Below are 19,716 nucleotides of genomic sequence, written 5' to 3' on the forward strand. Positions count from 1 at the left end.
ACTTAACGGCGGAGGCCGTCCCACCGGGCTGTGCGCACGGTGGGGCGGCCTCTTGCATCAGGATGCAGGCGTGGGAGCTAGTTCCAGAGAGTGGCGATTGCTATGTTCACCAAGGCAAGCCCGCCCACACCGTGAGCCAATCCGGTAGACACAGCTTCACCGTTCTTGACCTTGCGCGAGCCGATGACCGCCAGCACGGCCACGGCCACGGCAATGGCGAACTTGACGCCGAGCTTGAAGTAGTTGGGATCGGCGTCCGGCAAGAAGGGGATCACACCCATCATGGCGATGCCGGTCAGGAGCTGAAGGAACGCACCATCGCGCTGGCGCGGGTGGACGGTTGGCTCCCTGAGGGTGGCGATCCAGTAGCCCACGATCATGGCTGCGCCGACGATGTGCAAGAACACCAGAATGTTGAAGAGAATACTCATGGCCCTAGCTTATCCAGTCGGTTCTACGTCCTGTAGCAAAGCCACGCGCTGGTGTTAAAAGCGGAAGGGGCAGGTCCCCGGGTTTCCCCGGCAACCTGCCCCTTCCGGATCTGCGGGAGTACCTGCAGACGGAACTACTTAGAGACCGAGGTCTGCTTCGAACGCGCCCTCTTCAAGGCGTGCCTTGAGGGTCTGAAGGAACCGGCCGGCGTCGGCGCCGTCCACCAGGCGGTGGTCGTACGTCAGCGACAGGTACATCATGGAGCGGATGGCGATCGAGTCGTCACCGTTTTCGTCGGCAACCACAACAGCGCGCTTGACGATGGCACCGGTGCCGAGGATACCTACCTGCGGCTGGTTGATGATCGGGGTGTCGAACAGGGCGCCGACAGAACCGATGTTGGTGATGCTGAACGTACCGCCGGACAGCTCATCCGGGCCGATCTTGCCGTCGCGGGTGCGGCCTGCAACATCAGCGATCTTCCCGGCAAGGCCGGCGAGGTTCAGGTTGCCGGCGTCGGAGATGACGGGAACCAGAAGGCCCTTGTCAGTGTCGACGGCGATCGCCAGGTGTTCGGCGTTGTGGTAGGTGATTTCCTGCTTGGACTCGTCGTAAGCAGCGTTCAGCTTGGGGTGCTGCTTCAGTGCCTCGGCCACAGCCTTGGCGATGAACGGCAGGAACGTCAGCTTGACGCCGTTCTGGGCCTGGAACGAGTTCTTGGCCTTGAGGCGGAGCTTGGCGATCTTGGTCATGTCGACCTCGTGCACCTGGGTCAGCTGGGTGGAGACCTCAAGAGACTCGCGCATGCGGCGGGCGATGACCTGACGGATGCGGGGAGCCTTCTCCGTGGTGCCGCGCAGCGACGACGCAACGACCGGTGCAGCAGCCTTGGCTGCGGGCGCAGCGGCAGGAGCGGGGGCAGCCGGTGCAGCGGCAGCCTGCTTGGCTTCCGCGGCGGCAAGCACATCCTGCTTGCGGATACGTCCACCAACGCCGGTGCCGGAGACCGATGCAATGTCAACGCCGTGCTGGTTGGCAAGCTTGCGAACCAACGGAGTGACGTAGCCGGATTCGGAGGAGCCAGCCGATTCGGCGGCAGGAGCAGCAGGTGCGGCGGCCGGAGCGGCGGCGGGAGCCGGGGCGGCGGCGGGAGCCGGGGCTGCTGCAGCGGGGGCAGGTGCTGCCGGTGCTTCTGCAGGAGCGGCCGGAGCCGGAGCGGCAGCAGGGGCGGCCGGAGCCGGAGCGGCAGCCGGGGCGGCTGCGCCCGAGCCGATGATTGCCAGGACGGAACCGACTTCAGCAGTCTCGTCCTCGTTGACGCGGATCTCCTGGAGGGTACCGGCAACGGGGGAGGGGATCTCCGTGTCGACCTTGTCGGTGGATACCTCAAGAAGGGGCTCGTCGACCTCAACGGTGTCACCGACGGCCTTGAGCCAGCGGGTGACGGTGCCTTCGGTGACGCTCTCGCCCAACGCGGGGAGGGTGACTTCGTGGCCTTCGCCGGACGAAGCGGCGGGTGCTTCCGCAGCCGGAGCTTCTTCTGCGGCGGGAGCTTCTGCGGCCGGTGCGGCCTCTTCCGCGGGAGCGGCAGGTGCTTCCTCAGCCGGTGCCGCAGGTGCGGCCTCTGCAGCTGAGCCGGAGCCATCGCCGATGCGGACCAAGGGTGCGCCAACTTCAGCCGTCTCGTCTTCAGCGACGAGGATTTCTTCGATGACGCCTGAGATCGGAGAAGGGATTTCGGTGTCTACTTTGTCGGTTGAAACCTCGAGCAGCGGCTCGTCGATCTCCACCCGGTCACCAACCTGCTTGAGCCAGCGGGTGACGGTTCCTTCGGTGACACTCTCACCGAGGGCGGGCAAGTTAACGGATTCAGACATGTCGTCCCCGTTCTCCTTATTGATCTTTGTGCGGATGAATTCTGCTGGTCCGGGCCGGGTGCATCCGGCAGATTCCGCCGCATGCACCCGACCCGTTTGTCTTGGGTAAAGACTTAGCCGTGGAGCGGCTTGCCCGCGAGGGCGAGGTGGGCTTCGCCCAAAGCTTCGTTCTGGGTCGGGTGGGCGTGGACCAGCTGGGCCACGTCCTCCGGGTAGGCTTCCCAGTTCACGATCAGCTGGGCTTCACCGATCTGTTCACCCATACGTGAACCAATCATGTGGATACCAACTACGGGGCCATCCTTCTGGCGGACAAGCTTGACGATGCCGCCAGTGCCGAGGATGGAGCTCTTGCCGTTTCCGGCAAGGTTGTATTCCTGGGTCTGCACCTGGTCGTCGCCGAATTTCTCCTTGGCGGCCTTTTCGGTGTAACCGACCGTGGCGATTTCAGGTTCGCAGTACGTGACCTTGGGGATGTTGATGTCTTCGACGATGGCCGGGTTCAAGCCGGCGATCTCCTCGGCAACGAAGATGCCCTGCTGGTAGCCACGGTGTGCGAGCTGGACTCCCGGGACGATGTCGCCCACGGCGTAGATGTTGCCGACACCGGTGTGGAGGCGCTCGTTGGTGATGACGAAGCCACGGTCGATGGTGATGCCGGCTTCTTCGTAGCCCAGGTTGGCGGTCACGGGACCGCGGCCTACTGCAACGAGCAGGAGGTCTGCTTCGAAGGTCTGGCCATCAACCAAGGTGACCTTGACGCCGTCGTCGTTCTGCTCGACGCCCTGGAAGAAGATGCCAGTGGTGAACTTGATGCCGCGCTTCTTGAACGCACGCTCGAGGTTCTTCACGATCGAGGCGTCCTCGTTGGGGACCAAGGAGGGGAGGCCTTCGATGATGGTGACGTCCACGCCGAAGGACTTCCATACGGAAGCGAATTCGACGCCGATGACGCCGCCGCCGAGGACGATGGCGCTCTTGGGGATGTAGTCCATGGTGAGGGCCTGGTCGGAGGTGATGACCTTGCCGCCGATTTCAAGGCCCGGGAGCGACCGAGAGTAGGAACCGGTGGCCAGGACAATGTTCTTGCCCGTGTAAGCCGTGCCGTTCACTACGACGGTGTTGTTGCCCTGGAGCTTGCCTTCACCCTCGATAACGGTGATGCCCTTGGACTTGATGAGTCCCTGGAGGCCCTTGAACTTGCCGGCGATGATGCCGTCCTTGTAGGCGTTCACGGCCGACATGTCGATGCTGTCGAGCGTGACGTTCACGCCGTACTTGGCGGAATCGCGTGCATGGTCAGCCAGTTCGGCCGAGTGCAGGAGGGCCTTGGTGGGGATGCAACCATTGTGCAGGCAGGTTCCGCCGAGCTTTGCCTTTTCCACAAGGCCAACGGTGAACCCAAGCTGCACGGCCCGCAGGGCAGTGGCGTAGCCGCCGCTGCCGCCACCGAGTACCAGGATGTCGAATTCTTGCGCAGTTGCCTGATCGGCCACTAAAACGCTCCCTCGCGTGAATGATGACACGGGACTGCGTGCCATCTGGTCTTTGGAACTTGTTCTGCCGTGATTATGCCAGCACCTAAGTTCTCTTGCATTTGTGACTATCGAGTTCACCTTAGCGAACCACCTACCCATGCTCCACCCTCTGCGGGTGTTTGTGGAGCGCTTGTGTCGAGACTCACGTTCACTTGTGACACAGCGCTACACGCCGCATAATTCCGGGGTTGCGTGGCCCTTGCCGGGTCATCGCCCGGACCACGCAACCCCGGAGGAAGCGGGGAGTGTGCCGCTAGGCGGAAACCGCCAAAAGGTCCTCGGCGTAGGCAACCAGGGTGCGGACGGTGCATCCGGTGCCCTGCTTGGGTGTGTAGCCGTAGGGGCTGCCGTTGTTGAAGGAGGGGCCGGCAATGTCCACGTGGGCCCACGGGATTTGCTCGCCGGAATCGTCCTTGCCCACGAATTCGCGCAGGAACACCGCGGCGGTCATCATGCCACCGTTGCGCTCACCAATGTTGGCGATGTCTGCCACCTGGGAGTCCAGGCTTGGGCGGAGTTCTTCCGGCAGCGGCATCGGCCACACCAGTTCGCCTGCGCGGTCGGCGGCGGACTTGAGTGCAGCCGTGACGGAATCCGAACCCATCACACCAGCGGTGCGCAGGCCCAGGGCGATCAGCTGCGCGCCCGTCAGGGTGGCGACGTCAATGATCACATCCGGCTTCTCCAGGCTGGCGGCGACGAGTCCGTCGGCCATCACAAGGCGACCCTCGGCGTCGGTGTTCAGTACTTCCACGGTCTTGCCGCCGTGGATGGTGAAGACATCGGCGGGCCGCGCTGCGGCACCGGACGGCATATTCTCTGCGATGCAGAGCCAGGCGGTTGCCTTGATGGGCAGACCCAGCGAAGCCAGCGCCAGGACAGTATTAAGGACGACGGCGGCGCCCGCCATGTCGCTCTTCATGTCGCCCATGCCGAGGGCGGGCTTGATGGAGATGCCACCGGTGTCAAAGGTGATGCCCTTTCCGACGAGGGCAATCTTCCGGGTGGCCTTGGCGGGAGCGTATTCCACCTTGACCAGGCGCGGCTGGCGGGTGGAGCCCTTGCCGACGCCGAGGATGCCGCCAAAGCCCTCCTTCTCCAGGCGCTTCTCATCCCAGACGGTTACCTTGACCGGAAGGCCCTTGGCGAGTTCCTTGGCGGACTCGGCAAACGACTCAGGGTAGAGGTGGCTGGGCGGTTGGTTCACCAAGGTGCGGGTGGCGTTGACTGCCCTTGCCAGGACAACTGCCCGATCGAGCGCAGGCTGGGCCGTCTTTGCATCCACGTCAGAGAAGATCAGTGCCTTGGCCACCGGCGCCTTCAGGCCATCGATGGAGGAGCGGTGCTCAGTGTAGGAATAGGCGCCCAAAGCGGCACCTTCGGCGACCGCTGCCACATCCGTGAGTGCCGGCGTCGGGAAAGCCAGTGTCACCGACGGCAGCCCTGCAAGCTGGCGCACTGCCGATCCCGCGGCCCGCCGCAAAGCCTCTTCGCTGAGGTTGCCGCCGTTGGCAAGTTTGCCCACGCCCGCCAAGACCAGAATTCCGGCGCCCGTTTCGGGCAGTCCGGGAAGGCGGTGCACCTGGTCGGCCGCGCCGCTGATCCCCAGGAGCTTCAGGGAGCCTGCCACGGACTCGGCAGACTTGGCACTGAGCGGATTGGGAAGCAGCACCGGCCCATCCGTGCCTTGTGCAACTCCGATCACGAGTGCGTCGCTGGGGGACTTTTTCAGGTCCTTGGCAATGATGCCCAGGATGATGTCAGTAGTCTTGACCACGAGGATGTGTCCTCACTTCTCTCTGCATTGCATGGCGGGGCCGCATGTTAGGCGGCCTGCCCCGGTACGCGCCCGACGTCCACGTGCGACGGCGGCCTTGGTCTTCAGGCCGGGCGTCACTGGAGGACGTCGGCCCGTTTCGATCGTAGTCTCTCAGCGACCGCTGACAGCAATTAAATGAGAGCTGCCGCACATCGGGGGCAGGAATGCCAGCTCCGCGTGCAGCGTTGTAACCATACAGACCATCCCGAACCACAGAACCGAACTTGCCCCGTGAAAGGAATACGCCGTGTTTGAACGGATATCCGGCACCCTCCTGGACCCTGAAGCGCTCTACGCGAGCAACATCGAGACCTTCCACAGCCCCGAATTGCGCGGCCTGGACATGGTCATGGGCTTCACGGGGTTTGCCGATGCCGGTCATGTAGTCCGGCAAATCAATGCGGAACTGTTGGACGAGCTCGATGCCGAGGTCGTGGCCATGTTCGACGCCGACCAGCTCATCGACTACCGCTCGCGCCGACCCCACATCAGCTTTGTGGAGGACCATCTGCAGGATTACCAGGCGCCCAAGCTCGGCCTGTACAAGCTGACGGATGGGCTGGGACAGCCTTTCCTCCTGCTGGCCGGTTTTGAACCTGATCTGCAATGGGAGCGGTTTGCCCGCGCCGTGGTCGGAATTGTGGAGAAACTGGACGTCAACCTCGTCACATGGATCCACTCAATCCCCATGCCTGTGCCGCACACGCGGCCAGTGGGTGTGACGGTGCACGGCAACAGGCCCGAGCTCATCGAAGGAATCTCCAGCTGGAAGCCCACCGTGGAGGTGCCGGCAGCCATTGGCCACATCCTCGAGCTTCGGCTCACCGAGGCCGAACGCAGCGTCGCCGGTTACGTCATCCACGTGCCGCACTACTTGTCCGAGGCCGAGTACCCTCCCGCGGCAGTGGCGGGCTTGGAATACCTCGGGGCGGCGACGTCCCTGATGCTCCCCACTGACCGCCTGCGCGAAGCGGGGCGGGAGGTTGGCCGGCAGATCGCTGAGCAGATCGCAGCTTCCGAAGAAGTGCAGGCGGTGGTGGCGAACCTGGAGACCCGCTACGACGAGAAATCCGAGGGAATCGTCCGCCGCTCCCTGCTTGCCGACGAGAACGACGAACTGCCCAACGCCGAGGACATCGGAGCAGCTGTGGAAGCGTACCTGGCACGTAAAGACACGCCTCAATAAATCAGCTTTATCCGTTGACCGGCATAATTGAGGTGTGACTTCTCCCCGCGCCTGGCTTATTTGGACCATAGGCATCTTCGCCTACCTCGTGGCTGTAGCGCAGCGGACTTCCTTCGGCGTGGCAGGTTTGGAGGCAACTGAACGGTTCCACGCCAGCGCCTCAGCCATCTCCTTCTTCACCGTCCTGCAGTTGTTGGTCTATGCAGGGCTGCAGATTCCGGTGGGCGTACTGGTGGACCGGTTCGGGTCGCGGGTCATGGTGGCCGGCGGTGCTGTCCTCATGGCCGCCGGACAACTCCAGCTTGCTTTCGCTGAGAGCATTCCCGGCGGTGTCCTGGGCCGCGTTCTCGTAGGGGCGGGCGATGCCATGACGTTCATCTCGGTAATCCGCCTTGTTCCCCTGTGGTTCGCCCCGGCAAGGGTTCCCCTGGTGACCCAGTTGACTGGCATGTGCGGCCAGCTGGGCCAGCTGTTCAGTGTGGTCCCGTTCGCGTTGTTGCTGCATTCTGCCGGATGGACGCCAGCGTTCCTGACACTGGCTGCGATGTCGGTGCTGGCAGTTGTCCTGGTCCTTTGCCTGTTGCGGGACGCCCCTCCAGGCCACCCCGCCAAGGCTTCGGCCCAAGGCCTGCGGGCCACGGGCGTTTCCCTGTCCAGCGCCTGGAAACAGCCCGGGACCAGGCTGGGCCTGTGGAGCCACTTCACCGTACAGTTCAGCGGCAACCTCTTTGCGATGACATGGGGATACCCGTTCCTGCTCTCAGCCCAGGGACTGGACGCCGGAACGGTGTCCGCCCTGATGGCGCTCTTCGTGGCAACGGCCATCGTTGCCGGACCAGGACTAGGACGGTTCGTCTCCAGGCACCCCATGCGCAGATCGGCAATGGTCCTTTTGATCACCACCGCCACGGCCATGGCGTGGGCGGCCGTGCTCCTTCTTCCTGAGCGGGCTCCACTCTGGCTTCTGGTTCTCTTGGTTGTGGTGCTTGCCATCGGTGGCCCGGGCTCCATGATCGGCTTTGACTTCGCCCGGACGTTCAATCCTTCACACCGGATCGGCACGGCAACAGGAATCGTCAACGTTGGCGGCTTCATCGCCGCCCTCATTGCCATCTACCTCATTGGCCTGGTGCTCGACCTCCTGAACGCCAGCGGATTCTCCGGCGGAGAGTTGTACGGCCTCGCACCGTTCCGGATTGCCCTCAGTGTCCAGTTCCTGCTGCTCGCGATCGGAACCGTCCTGATTCTGGTAACCCGGCGGAAAGTCCGGCGCCAAATGGCAAGCCAGGGCATCCACGTCCCTCCGTTGGCAACCGCGCTCGCAAGGCAGCGGCGTGAGCGCCTGGAGCGCCGGCGCGAGGCACGCTCCAAGGCGGCGGGGACTAGAGCGGCGGGCGAGTAGAAGGCGCGCAGCTGCCGCCTCCGCACCCTGACGGCTTTTCCACATAGCTGGGTTTGTGCCTGTTCCTTGTCTTCGCCGGTGCGCAGGCTTGAGGCATGACCACCAACAAAACTCTTAACATCCACCAGCCCGAAGACATCCTTGGCTACATACCCCACATGCTGGGCTATTGGCCCGAGGACAGCCTCGTGGCCATCACGATGCAGGGAAAGCTCCTGGGCGCAACCCTCCGGGTAGACCTGCCGGCGTTGTCCTCCCACGCAGGCATGGCCCGTTTCGCTGAACATGTGCGCCAGTATCTGATTGCCGATGAGGCTGCCAATGGCGTGGTCCTCGCCGTGTATACCGATGGCGGTTGGCAGGACGGCTCAGTGGTTGGCCGGATGACGCCCTTGCTCGATGCCCTCAGGGCCAGCCTCGACTGCGTCGATCTCTCAGTGCGTGACGCTTGGCTGGTGGGTGCCGAATACTGGCGGGGAGCCTACTGCGTCGATGAAGGCTGTTGCCCGCTTCCCGGGTTCGCCGTTGAACGGATCAAGGAAAGCCGGCTCAGTGCGGAATTGGTGTACCAGGGGAATGCCATCGGACCGTCCCCACGAAAAGGCTTTGAAGGGCTGGGACTCGCCTTGTCCGGCCCGCACGGATCCCGGGTATCGGAAGCGGAGGTGCAATTCGGTCGACAGATACTTGGCAGCTGGCGCAGCGAGGCCTGCTTCGATGCTGTCCTTGCTGTGTGGCGGTACGTCATGACCAGGGCCCTCCGGAATGCTCCCCTGGACCCGGCCGCTGATGCGACGCTCATCGGATTTCTTAGGACCACGCTGAAAGTGACGGCGTGGCGGGACGCGGTGGTGGTGATGGCCGCAGCCGGCACGGATGCTGCAAAGTCCGGCGCTGAAGAATTCGGACTCTTCGTCGAGGATGGGCTGGACAGCCCACCTTTTGATTCTCGGGAACTGGGCGTGCCCGATGTCGGGCCAACCACCGAAAACCAGTCGGGGGCCGCCCGTACTGCAGGATCCGGGGAGTCCGCCGACGTTTACACCTACGGCGATGTCCTGTTGGGCATGCATCCGGAGGTGCCCTGCTGGAGCGACCTCGACGTGCTGCAACAGGCCCTTGCCCTACTGACCATCGAGGGCGAGCTGGGAGAAGTGGCAGCCGCTGCGCTGACCCTGCAAGGGTGGATTTTCTGGTGCAGGGGCAACGGCTCCCTCGCACACGCCTGCCTGAGCCGGGCCGGAGACGCCCAGCCAGGCTACCGCTTGGCCGAGCTGCTCATGGAGATTCTGGGGGAGGGCGTTCTGTGTGGGTGGGCGCGCCGCCCCGACTCCGCATGGAAGGGGCCGGGCAATGCACCTGCCTAGTTTCCTTGGCACTGAACAGGCGTACGTTTCGCAAAACCGTGAGACAATGGATGCCGAGACCCGGTTGGGTCCGCGTTTGAATGCCTGGATGGGCCCGGAGACGGGAACAATCCAGTGTCGCCGGTAGTTGTAATCAAAGACTCTGCAGGCGGTGATCGCATTTGAAGTTGATCGCGGACTTGACAGGGTCATAGTGGTGTTGCCCGTATGGTGATTCCACAGACCGCCGCTAGAAAGGTTTTCTGTGACCCCGTCTTCCGTCGAGAAGGAACCCGCCGCCCAGGCCGAATTGTCCGCTGAGGAAAAGAAGGCGGCCACATCGGCAAAGCGCGCCGCGACACGTGCTGCCAACAAGGCTTCAGAGGGCGACTCTGACAAGCCTGCCCCGAAGAAGCGTGGACCCAAACCCGGTGCGAAGGCCGCTGCCGAAGCAGCGAACAGCTCCTCCGCCACCGACGCCGAGGAGCCCAGCGCCGAGGACGAAGACTTCGACCCCGCAGCAGCGGAGGAAGTCGAAGTCGGAGACGACGACACCGAGGACGGCGCGACTGCCGCCAAAGACAAGGCCGCCCCATCCGGCTCAGGCTTTGTCTACTCGGATGCCGATGATGACGACGCACCTGTACAGCAGGTCATGTCAGCTGGTGCAACCGCAGACCCCGTCAAGGACTATCTGAAGCAAATCGGCAAGGTGGCCTTGCTGAACGCCGAACAGGAAGTCGATCTGGCCCTCCGCATTGAGGCCGGGCTCTTCGCTGAGGAAAAGATCAACGCGGATGACGGGTCCATGGATCCCAAGCTCAAGCGCGAGCTCGAGTTCGTCATCCACGATGGCAAGCGTGCAAAGAACCACCTGCTCGAGGCCAACCTTCGCCTGGTTGTATCGCTCGCGAAGCGTTACACCGGACGAGGCATGCTGTTCCTGGACCTGATCCAGGAAGGCAACCTGGGCCTTATCCGCGCCGTGGAGAAGTTCGACTACACCAAGGGCTTCAAGTTCTCCACTTACGCCACGTGGTGGATCCGCCAGGCAATTACCCGTGCCATGGCTGACCAGGCCCGCACCATCCGTATTCCGGTGCACATGGTCGAAGTCATCAACAAACTGGCCCGCGTTCAGCGCCAGATGCTACAGGACCTGGGCCGCGAGCCCACGCCCGAGGAGCTGGCACTGGAACTGGACATGACACCCGAAAAGGTCGTCGAGGTCCAGAAGTACGGTCGCGAACCCATCTCGCTCCACACCCCGTTGGGCGAGGACGGCGACTCCGAGTTCGGTGACCTGATCGAGGACTCCGAAGCAGTTGTTCCGGCTGACGCAGTGAGCTTCACGCTCCTGCAGGAGCAGTTGCACTCAGTTTTGGACACCTTGTCAGAGCGTGAAGCAGGCGTGGTCGCCATGCGCTTCGGCCTCACTGATGGCCAGCCGAAGACTTTAGACGAAATCGGCAAGGTCTACGGAGTGACGCGTGAGCGCATCCGCCAGATCGAATCCAAGACCATGTCCAAGCTGCGGCACCCGTCCCGCTCGCAGGTCCTGCGGGACTACCTGGACTAAAATTCCAAGCAAGTGCGTCAGCACCAAAGCGGCCCAGTCGGTTATCCGGCTGGGCCGCTTTCTTGTTGACCGCCCGGACATCAATCCACGGCGGAACCGGCATTAAGCAGCGCCCTGTGGAAGCAGACGGATACAGCAAAAAGGACCCCTCCCGGTGGGGAAGGGTCCTTTGGCTCGATGTGGTTCCGGACTCTTGCCGGTTGCATTGTCCAGTCGACGTGTACGTTAGTCGACGGGTACGGGTGCCTTCTCATTGAGGCGCTCGGTCTCATCATGCCAGTCGGAAGTCATGGGCCGGAGCGTGGCTTCAACTGCACGTGCGTGGTGGCCGCAGAAGAGCAGCTCACCACCGGAGGACTCGAGTACAACGCGGACATACGCCTGGGCTCCGCAACGATCGCACCGGTCAGCGGCGTTCAGTGTGCGGTCTGCAACTGCTGTTGTCATGTCGGCCTCCTTAGTAGTTCTGTACATCCATATAACCAGCATTCGACGCAGATCCATGGCAAGGATGGGTCACTTTCGCTGTCCGCGTATCACATGTGCGTAACGTAACGATGCGGATCATCGGACGCCGGGAGTGGCAACCAGTACCTAAGGGCCACGGCGGCTAGCCTAGTATGGGCAGTGTTTGCCTTGAATTACCAGCGAAATACCAGCGACATACGGCTGGGAAGCACCCTGAGTTATACCCCCGAAGGAGCACACCCCCACGTGGCACCGAGTTCTGAATACAACGCCCGGCATTTGTCTGTCCTGGAGGGCCTGGAAGCGGTCCGCAAGCGCCCGGGCATGTACATCGGCTCCACCGACTCACGTGGCCTCATGCACTGCCTGTGGGAAATCATCGACAACGCCGTGGACGAAGCCCTGGCCGGCTTTGGGCACGACATCAAGGTGATCCTGCACGCGGACAACTCAGTGGAAATCCATGATGACGGCCGTGGCATTCCAGTGGACGTCGAGCCCAAAACCGGCCTGTCCGGCGTCGAAGTCGTCTTTACCAAGCTGCACGCGGGCGGCAAATTCGGCGGCGGCTCCTACACGGCGTCCGGTGGCCTGCATGGCGTGGGCGCTTCCGTGGTCAATGCACTGTCCAGCCGCCTCGATGTCCAGGTGGACCGCGGCAGCAAGACCTATCAGATGTCCTTCCGCCGGGGTGAACCTGGCCGCTTCCTCGATGCCGGCTCCAAGACCGGACCTGATTCGCCGTTCGAACCATTCGTTGAGAATTCGGTACTGGACGTTGTGGGCAAGGCCAAGCGGGGCGTCACAGGAACCCGTGTGCGCTACTGGGCGGACCGCCAGATTTTCACCCCCGACGCGAAGTTCTCCTACGACGATCTGGTGGCCCGCGCCCGCCAGACGTCCTTCCTCGTGCCCGGCTTGCGGATCACGGTCCGCGACGAACGAAAGCTCGCCGGCACCCCCGGTGAGCACGGGGTCCACGAGGAAGTGTTCCACCACGACGGCGGTATCAGTGAATTCGTTGAATTCCTGGCAGCCGACTCCGGCGTTACCGATGTGTGGCGGCTTCACGGATCCGGGAAATTCAAGGAAACCGTTCCTGTGCTGGATGAGAACGGGCACAGCAAGATCGCCGAAGTGGAGCGTGACTGCGAAGTCGACATCGCACTGCGTTGGGGGATCGGCTATGAAACCACCATGCGCAGCTACGTCAACATCATTGCAACGCCCAAGGGTGGCACGCACCAGTCGGGCTTTGAAGCTGCTCTCCTGAAGACCTTCCGTAAGGCCGTGGAAACCAATGCCCGCAAGCTCAAAGCGGGCAACGACAAGATCGAAAAGGACGACATTCTTGCCGGCTTGACGGCCGTCCTGACTGTTCGCCTGGCTGAGCCGCAGTTCGAAGGGCAGACCAAGGAGATTCTTGGAACTTCAGCGGTTCGGGCGATCGTTGCCAAGGTGGTTGAAAAGGAAATCACCGCACGCTTGAACTCGGCCAACCGCAACGACAAGGCACAGTCTGCCCTCCTGCTGGAGAAGATGGTCAGCGAGATGAAATCGCGCATCTCAGCCCGCGTCCACAAGGAGACCCAGCGCCGCAAAAACGCGCTGGAGACTTCGTCGATGCCCACCAAACTGGCTGATTGCCGCACGGATGATGTGGCGCGGTCGGAATTGTTCATTGTGGAGGGAGATTCCGCGCTCGGTACAGCGAAGCTTGCGCGGTCCTCGGATTTCCAGGCGCTGCTGCCGATTCGTGGAAAGATCCTGAATGTCCAAAAGGCGTCGGTGGGCGACATGTTGTCCAACGCTGAGTGCGCTGCCCTGATCCAGGTGGTGGGCGCCGGTTCCGGCCGAAGCTTCGACCTTGATGCGGCGCGCTATGGCAAGGTCATCCTCATGACGGATGCCGACGTTGACGGTGCTCACATCCGTACTCTGCTGCTGACGCTGTTCTTCCGGTACATGCGGCCCATGGTCGAAGCCGGCCGGGTGTTCGCCGCAGTCCCGCCGCTGCACCGCGTGGAAGTCATCAACCCGGGCCAGAAGGCCAACGAGATGATCTACACCTACTCCGAAGCCGAGCTTCACGTGCTCCTCGCGAAGCTGGTCAAGGAAGGGAAACGGTATAAAGAACCGATCCAGCGCTACAAGGGCCTTGGCGAGATGGACGCCCAGCAATTGGCGGAGACCACCATGGATCCCCGGCACAGGACCTTGCGGAAAGTCGGTATTGACAGTGCGCAGCGGGCGGAAGAAGTCTTCGACCTGCTGATGGGCTCGGATGTGGCACCACGCAAGGAATTCATCATCGCCGGCGCAGCAACCTTGGACCGGGAGCGTATCGACGCTTAGCCCCACCAGGGGGATCACCGTGGCTCCCGGGCGGACGATGCGTGGCTGGGGGCAGCGGCGGGGGCGGCGAACGCTGCCGCTCCCACCAGAACTGCTAGCGCACCCAGCCCCCAGGGCAGCCCTGCGGCAACGGCGATACCACCTACCAGTAACGGACCCCCGGCGTCGCCGAGTTCCCGCCCGAGCTCGGCCGAGCCCATGGTCCGGCCGAGCCTGGCCTTGGGTGTGGAATCTGCAAGATGGGCGAACGCGAGCGGCGTCGCCACGCCAATCCCGACTCCAATGAGCAAGGCCGCAGCGTAGATCCAGAGTGCCCCTGGCAAGGTGGCCGCGATCAGGATCCCCACGGCGATGCATGACAGTCCGGCGATCATCCCCGGCCTGTCGGTAAGTATGCCGCGATCCCGCAGGGCGCCAATGCGTGGCTGGACTGCGGAGGACACAATGGCCAGGACAGTCACGACGGCGACGCTCCCGGCAGTGCCCAGTCCGTCCCTGGCGGCAAGGGCCGGAAGGAAGCCATCAGCAGCCCCGAGCGCCCCTGTGGCCGCTGCGAGCACCACTGTGGAGCCCGGGAACGTCTTCCCGGTGCTCTGCCGCCACACGTCCGCCAGGGTGTACCGGGTCCTGGGCAATGGTTCCAAATGCGGCATGGAGATGAGGACCCATACGGCCACCACTAGGGCTACGCCGGACAGGACGGAGAACAGGAGCCCGAAACCGCCCGCCAGGATGGCACCGGCGCCCAATAGCGGGCCCAGGGCGTAGCCGAGGCCTTTCCAGGAGCCGTAGCGCCCAAAATAGCGGCCGGTATTGTTGCCCGCGAGCCGGGCGACACTGGCGGAGGAAGCCGGTGAAAAGGCCGATGCTGCCACGCCTTGACCGAGCCTGGCCGCGGCGAGCATGCCGGGTTGTTCAGCCCAAAGACCCGCCAAAGACGCGGCGGCGAAGGCCAGAAGCCCGCCCACGATCACCGGCTTGGGCCCGATGCGGTCGCTCAGTGCGCCGAAGACAGGCTTGAGGAAGACTTCGGCAACGTCATACAAAGCGAGCAGAATACCCAGTCCGAGAAGGCTCAGTCCGATGTCCTGGCTTTCGGCGCCAAGACCTGCGGCAACAGCATGCGCCCCGAAAGCTGTAGTGAAGCCCGCAGCATAAAGGGGCCACCGCTGGTAGGGAGATCTGCGCGCAGGGCCGGTCTTTTCGGGCGGATTCACGCCCCTGAATGTAACGGATTCACGCCCCTAGATGTAACCGGATTCACGCCCCTAAATGTAACAAGGCGCTGTGGTGTCCTTAGGAAGCTGCGCTGCTGGCACTGTGGGCGGAGCCCATCCCTGCCGGCTAACCGAGCAGACCGGGCACAATCAACAGCGCTGTGGGAACGGCCAGCAGCATCGCCGAGGCAGCAAGGACCAGCACCCTCAGTCCCTTGGTGAGGGGCGGCTGCGGCGAGAGCAGCCGACTGACGCGTGACGCCGTCGTGCGCGGTGAATCGGCACCTCCGGTGGCGCTGACACCGTTGCCCTCGACGACGGCGCCACCACCCTTCAGCGCGGCGGCGCTGACGGCCGGCTGGGAGCTGCCGCTGGCTACGATGGCGATGGCCTTGATGAGCGTGCCCTTGCTTTCGGTCCGAAGCGCGACGTCGTCCGCCAGCATCTCGATCAGGGAGTTCACGGCTGTCTGGGCGAGGCGGGTTGTGGGAAACCAGGGGAGGGCCTGGCGCCAGGCAGCGAAGGCCCACAGCAAGAGATCGTGCCGCTGGGAAAGATGGGCGTTCTCATGGATGAGGACGGCCCGCAGCTCGGCTGGATCGAGTGCGGCCATGAGGCCATCGGACAGGACCGTGACCGAACGGGCGCCGCCGGGCAGGCAGTAAGCAACCGGGGACTCATGGTTGATCACGACGGTCCCGGGACCGTCGTCGGAGGGTGATGCCAGCAGCGCGAGAAGTTCCCGGTGCCGGCGACGCTGGCGCTCGATCTTGTAGTACGTCAGCAACAGGGTGAAAACGAGATGCGCGGTCAGGAGTGCGGCGGCGGAGAGGGCAAAAAGGTGCCAGAAACCCAAAGCAGTGGTGGGCTCATTGTTGAACACCATTCCGGCCAGGCTCCTGAGGCCGGCAAGGAGGTTGTCGCCAATCGGTTCCAGACCGTAGACCAGCATGGCGCCGATCATCGACAATCCACCGGCAAGGGCTATGGCCTGCCACAGCACCATGGCGGTGAAGGGCGACCGTGCCGGCCACTGTGCGCGCGACAGCAGGACGGGAACCGGCCACGCCAGAATCAATGCCAGGACCGCAAGCAGGTATGAGGTCCAGAACATAGTGGCTAATTGTAGCCGAGCAGTTTGCGCAGGGTAGCGGCTTCACTTTCGGTGACGGAGCCAATGAAGCGGGCAAGGACAGCCTCACGGTCCGGAGCGGAGCCCAGGACTTCGTGCATCAGTTCTGCAGTGTGGTCGGCGCGGCTGGAGACTGCCTGGTAACGGTGCGGGCGCGTTCCCCGCTCGCGTTCCACCAGACCCTTCTTTTCCAGGCGGGACAGCACGGTCAGGACGGTGGTTACTGCCAGGTCTTTGCCTTGATGGCCTGCGGTGCCGTCGCCGGCCTCCGAGTCCTGCGCCAGAAGATCGCGCAGCGTATTGGCGGTTGCAGCTTCCTGGCCTGCCCAGAGCAGATCCATCACTGCCCGTTCCAGTTCCCCAAGACTTGCCATCGTTACTTCCCTACCTTCCGCTTCCTGCTGCAGGGTTACTGCCGCGGGGAGCGATGATCCAGCATTCCACAATAAATCTACCGCTTTTCCTACGTTGATTCTACGTGAGGTAGAACTGTCGGCGCGCCGCCACGCCCGGTCACCTCTTGCGCGTGGCCGATGCCACTTGAAGAATGGGTTTCGTTGCCCGGCATTTGTTCTACACTGTGTAGAAGAGAAGTTTTCTACGCTATGTAGAACTAACGTCATCGTACTTCGGTCCACCGCACAAAGGACAGCCATGGACGCCTTGGAAATCGCACGCTGGCAATTCGGTATCACTACCGTTTACCACTTCATGATGGTGCCCCTCACCATCGGGCTGGGTTTGGTCGTGGCCATCATCCAGACCATGTGGTACCGCACGGGCAAGCCCGAGTACCTGCGCATGACCAAGTTCTGGGGAAAGCTCTTCCTGATCAACTTCATCATGGGCGTGGCCACCGGCATCGTCCAGGAATTCCAGTTCGGCATGGCCTGGAGTGAGTACAGCCGCTTCGTCGGTGACGTGTTCGGGGCGCCCCTCGCTCTCGAAGCGCTGCTGGCATTCTTCGTGGAGTCCACGTTCCTTGGGCTTTGGATCTTTGGCTGGAAGCAACTGAAGCGCGGCGTCCACCTCGCCTGCCTGTGGATCGCGGTCATCGGCTCGGTCTTCTCTGCCTACTTCATCATTGTGGCCAACTCCTGGATGCAGCACCCCGTGGGAGTTGAAATGGTGGACGGACGCCCCGTCATGACCGACGCCTGGGCCGTCTTCACCAACAACACTGCCCTGGTAGCGGTGCCCCACACCCTGTTTGGTGCGCTGGCCGTCGCCGGAGCCTTCCTCCTGGGAATCGCCTGGTACCACCTGTGGCGTCGGCGCCACGATGGGATCGACACCGTGGGCAAGGACGGCCGGATCATTCCCGGTGATGCGCCGCAGATCCCCGGGCGGGACAAAGCCGACTACACAGTCTGGATGAAGTCCCTGCGCATCGGCGCCGTCGTGGCCATGATTTCCTTCGCAGGAACGGCCTTCACCGGCGACCTCCAAGGCAAGCTCATGTTCGAACAGCAGCCCATGAAGATGGCTGCAGCGGAAGCGGCCTGCCACGATGGAACAGGGTTCTCGATACTGAGCGTCGGAAACGTGGGCTCTTCCAACTGTGAAGATGTCGTGGCCGTCATCGAAGTGCCGGGCATCCTCTCCTTCCTGGCCAAGGGAGACTTCACCACCGAGGTCAAGGGAGTCAACAGCCTGCTCGGCGAGTACAAAGAGAAGTACGGCACCAATCTGCCGGACAACCCGCTCTACGGCGACCGTGCCGGACAGGAAATCCAATACGTTCCCGTCATGGAAGTGACCTACTGGGGCTTCCGCATGATGATCGGATTCGGCGGCGTCGCAGCCCTCGCCGCGCTGCTGGCCCTCTGGGTAACGCGTAAGGGCGTAGTCCCGGAGTCCAAGTGGCTCATGCGGATTGCGGTCTTCGGAATCCTGGCGCCCTTTGGCGCCAACGCCGCAGGCTGGATCTTCACCGAAATGGGCCGGCAGCCGTTCGTCGTTGCCCCTAATCCGGATATGAACGGCATCGACCAGGTCTTCATGTTCACCGCCGCTGCGGTGTCCCCAGGGGTCAGCGCAGGGGAGATCCTGACTTCGCTGGTAGTGCTTACGGCAATCTACGCGGTGCTGCTGGTGGTGGAAGTGAAGCTGCTGGTCAAATATGTCCGCGGTGGCGTTGCTTCCGCGATGCCGGAACTGGGGCATGGCAAAGACAAGGACGGGTCCCCGAACGGGGATGGCAAAGACAACGACACCCCGGACAAGTCCGGCGACGACGTTCTGGCATTCGCTTACTAGGAGCAGGGGAAACTGACAATGGAACTGTTGCCAACCATTTGGTTCGTGGCCATCGCCGTCCTGTGGACCGGCTACCTCTTCCTTGAGGGCTTTGACCTCGGCGTGGGCATGCTCATGAAGCTGTTCGCACGAAACAACACCGACCGCCGGGTCCTGCTGAACACCATCGGTCCGGTCTGGGACGGAAACGAGGTGTGGTTGCTGACCGCAGCCGGCGCTACCTTCGCCGCCTTCCCGCTCTGGTACGCGTCTCTGTTCTCCGCCCTCTACCTGCCGCTCCTGGCAGTCCTGGTTGCCTTGATTTTCCGGGCCGTTGCCTTCGAATACCGGGGCAAGGTCGATTCCGAACGCTGGCGCAACCGCTGGGACTGGGCGATCGCCGTCGGCTCCTTCGTTGCCGCTTTCGGCATCGGTGCAGCACTTGCACTCACCACAACGGGCCTGCCCCTGAACGCCAACGGAGACCGGGAGGGCGGCCCGATGTCCTGGTTCAGCGGCTACGCGCTTCTGGGTGGCTTCGGAGTGGTGGCCTTCGCCCTGGTGCACGCCCTGGCATTCCTTGCCCTCAAGACCGACGGCGAGGTGCGGCACCGTGCCCGCCGCTGGTTTGTGCGGTTGGTCCCGGCCGCGGTTCTGCCGATGTTCGGGTGGATGGTGGCAGTCCAGTTCCTCAGCGGCAAGCCATGGACGTGGGCTCTGGTAGCTGCCGCCGTCATCGCAGTGGTCCTGGCCTGGGCACTGGCCCGCGCAGGCTCCGAGGGACGGGCCTTTGGAGCCCTGGGTGCATTCATTGTCTGCGCCACCGCCTCAATCTTCGGAGCGGCATTCCCGGTGGTTATTCCCTCCACGATCGATCCCGCCTTCAACCTGACCATCTCCACGGCTTCTTCCTCGGACTACACGCTAGGCCTGATGAGCATTGTGGCCGCCGTGGGCCTGCCGTTGGTGATCGCCTACCAGGCCTGGACCTACTGGGTGTTCCGGCGGCGTGTCAGCGCGGCACACATTCCTGAGGCACACGGCTTCCTCCCCGCCATCGCGGCAAAAGTACTCGTTTCCAAGGAAGGCGCCTCCTCCAACCCCGCGCAACCGGGAAAATAGCCGGC

The 19,716-nt window shown here is 63.1% G+C and carries 15 protein-coding genes; 7 read left to right on the forward strand and 8 right to left on the reverse strand.

Going from position 1 to position 19,716, the window contains the following annotated elements:
* Nucleotides 1–77 precede the first annotated feature (77 nt).
* The 4 genes from ACNAOU_RS08795 to ACNAOU_RS08810 form a co-directional block, all read right to left on the reverse strand.
* Nucleotides 78–431 (reverse strand): hypothetical protein, encoded by a 354-nt coding sequence (locus tag ACNAOU_RS08795; protein WP_018778713.1) that lies wholly within the window; start codon nucleotides 429–431, stop codon nucleotides 78–80.
* Nucleotides 432–569: 138 nt separating this feature from the next.
* A complete protein-coding gene (sucB, locus tag ACNAOU_RS08800) occupies nucleotides 570–2,309 on the reverse strand; it encodes a 2-oxoglutarate dehydrogenase, E2 component, dihydrolipoamide succinyltransferase (protein WP_422758436.1) in 1,740 nt (579 codons plus the stop codon).
* 113 nt (nucleotides 2,310–2,422) lie between these two features.
* Nucleotides 2,423–3,805 carry a dihydrolipoyl dehydrogenase gene (gene lpdA / locus ACNAOU_RS08805; RefSeq protein ID WP_018778711.1) on the reverse strand — a complete coding sequence of 461 codons (1,383 nt, stop codon included), beginning with the start codon at nucleotides 3,803–3,805 and terminating at the stop codon, nucleotides 2,423–2,425.
* Between the two features lie 295 nt (nucleotides 3,806–4,100).
* Complete coding sequence (locus ACNAOU_RS08810; RefSeq protein WP_422758437.1) at nucleotides 4,101–5,624, reverse strand: leucyl aminopeptidase; 1,524 nt, start codon at nucleotides 5,622–5,624, stop codon at nucleotides 4,101–4,103.
* Between the two features lie 289 nt (nucleotides 5,625–5,913).
* On the opposite strand from ACNAOU_RS08810, the gene ACNAOU_RS08815 reads away from it, so the two are divergent.
* From ACNAOU_RS08815 to ACNAOU_RS08830, 4 genes are all read left to right on the forward strand, one after another.
* Nucleotides 5,914–6,852 (forward strand): proteasome assembly chaperone family protein, encoded by a 939-nt coding sequence (locus ACNAOU_RS08815; protein WP_018778709.1) that lies wholly within the window; start codon nucleotides 5,914–5,916, stop codon nucleotides 6,850–6,852.
* 34 nt (nucleotides 6,853–6,886) lie between these two features.
* On the forward strand, nucleotides 6,887–8,254 hold the full coding sequence (locus tag ACNAOU_RS08820) for an MFS transporter (protein ID WP_018778708.1): 1,368 nt from the start codon (nucleotides 6,887–6,889) through the stop codon (nucleotides 8,252–8,254).
* 95 nt (nucleotides 8,255–8,349) lie between these two features.
* Nucleotides 8,350–9,621, forward strand: a complete 1,272-nt coding sequence (locus tag ACNAOU_RS08825) for a DUF4192 domain-containing protein (protein ID WP_079581354.1) — start codon at nucleotides 8,350–8,352, stop codon at nucleotides 9,619–9,621.
* Nucleotides 9,622–9,865: 244 nt separating this feature from the next.
* Nucleotides 9,866–11,179: an RNA polymerase sigma factor gene (locus ACNAOU_RS08830; protein ID WP_018778706.1), complete on the forward strand. Its 1,314-nt coding sequence runs from the start codon at nucleotides 9,866–9,868 to the stop codon at nucleotides 11,177–11,179.
* A gap of 225 nt (nucleotides 11,180–11,404) precedes the next feature.
* Here ACNAOU_RS08830 and ACNAOU_RS08835 read toward each other — a convergent pair whose 3' ends face one another.
* Nucleotides 11,405–11,626, reverse strand: a complete 222-nt coding sequence (locus ACNAOU_RS08835; RefSeq protein WP_018778705.1) for a DUF7455 domain-containing protein — start codon at nucleotides 11,624–11,626, stop codon at nucleotides 11,405–11,407.
* Nucleotides 11,627–11,893: 267 nt separating this feature from the next.
* Between ACNAOU_RS08835 and ACNAOU_RS08840 the strand changes: the two genes are divergently transcribed.
* Nucleotides 11,894–14,002: a DNA gyrase/topoisomerase IV subunit B gene (locus ACNAOU_RS08840; RefSeq protein WP_039240769.1), complete on the forward strand. Its 2,109-nt coding sequence runs from the start codon at nucleotides 11,894–11,896 to the stop codon at nucleotides 14,000–14,002.
* Nucleotides 14,003–14,016: 14 nt separating this feature from the next.
* Here the strand turns inward: ACNAOU_RS08840 and ACNAOU_RS08845 are convergent, their stop codons facing one another.
* The 3 genes from ACNAOU_RS08845 to ACNAOU_RS08855 all read right to left on the reverse strand — a co-directional run bounded on the left by ACNAOU_RS08845 (nucleotide 14,017) and on the right by ACNAOU_RS08855 (nucleotide 16,725).
* Nucleotides 14,017–15,219, reverse strand: a complete 1,203-nt coding sequence (locus ACNAOU_RS08845) for an MFS transporter (protein WP_422758438.1) — start codon at nucleotides 15,217–15,219, stop codon at nucleotides 14,017–14,019.
* Between the two features lie 127 nt (nucleotides 15,220–15,346).
* Nucleotides 15,347–16,333 carry a M56 family metallopeptidase gene (locus tag ACNAOU_RS08850; protein WP_039240773.1) on the reverse strand — a complete coding sequence of 329 codons (987 nt, stop codon included), beginning with the start codon at nucleotides 16,331–16,333 and terminating at the stop codon, nucleotides 15,347–15,349.
* A 5-nt stretch (nucleotides 16,334–16,338) separates the two neighbouring features.
* A complete protein-coding gene (locus ACNAOU_RS08855; protein ID WP_011774471.1) occupies nucleotides 16,339–16,725 on the reverse strand; it encodes a BlaI/MecI/CopY family transcriptional regulator in 387 nt (128 codons plus the stop codon).
* Between the two features lie 280 nt (nucleotides 16,726–17,005).
* Here ACNAOU_RS08855 and ACNAOU_RS08860 point away from each other — a divergent pair, with 280 nt between their 5' ends.
* Entirely contained in the window at nucleotides 17,006–18,610 is a 1,605-nt protein-coding gene (locus ACNAOU_RS08860; protein ID WP_018778700.1) for a cytochrome ubiquinol oxidase subunit I, read from the forward strand.
* Nucleotides 18,611–18,628: 18 nt separating this feature from the next.
* The gene (gene cydB, locus ACNAOU_RS08865; RefSeq protein WP_039240777.1) at nucleotides 18,629–19,711 is read left to right on the forward strand and encodes a cytochrome d ubiquinol oxidase subunit II; all 1,083 of its coding nucleotides are present in this window, start codon (nucleotides 18,629–18,631) and stop codon (nucleotides 19,709–19,711) included.
* Nucleotides 19,712–19,716: the final 5 nt, after the last annotated feature.

The organism is Paenarthrobacter sp. C1 (assembly GCF_049315185.1).
Lineage (GTDB): Bacteria > Actinomycetota > Actinomycetes > Actinomycetales > Micrococcaceae > Arthrobacter > Arthrobacter nicotinovorans.

Coding starts and splice junctions, on each gene's coding strand:
- ACNAOU_RS08795 (WP_018778713.1), bottom strand. CDS start 431: ATGAGTATTCTCTTCAACATTCTGGTGTTCTTGCACATCGTCGGCGCA.
- sucB (WP_422758436.1), bottom strand. CDS start 2,309: ATGTCTGAATCCGTTAACTTGCCCGCCCTCGGTGAGAGTGTCACCGAA.
- ACNAOU_RS08825 (WP_079581354.1), top strand. CDS start 8,350: ATGACCACCAACAAAACTCTTAACATCCACCAGCCCGAAGACATCCTT.
- ACNAOU_RS08835 (WP_018778705.1), bottom strand. CDS start 11,626: ATGACAACAGCAGTTGCAGACCGCACACTGAACGCCGCTGACCGGTGC.
- ACNAOU_RS08850 (WP_039240773.1), bottom strand. CDS start 16,333: ATGTTCTGGACCTCATACCTGCTTGCGGTCCTGGCATTGATTCTGGCG.
- ACNAOU_RS08855 (WP_011774471.1), bottom strand. CDS start 16,725: ATGGCAAGTCTTGGGGAACTGGAACGGGCAGTGATGGATCTGCTCTGG.
- ACNAOU_RS08860 (WP_018778700.1), top strand. CDS start 17,006: ATGGACGCCTTGGAAATCGCACGCTGGCAATTCGGTATCACTACCGTT.
- cydB (WP_039240777.1), top strand. CDS start 18,629: ATGGAACTGTTGCCAACCATTTGGTTCGTGGCCATCGCCGTCCTGTGG.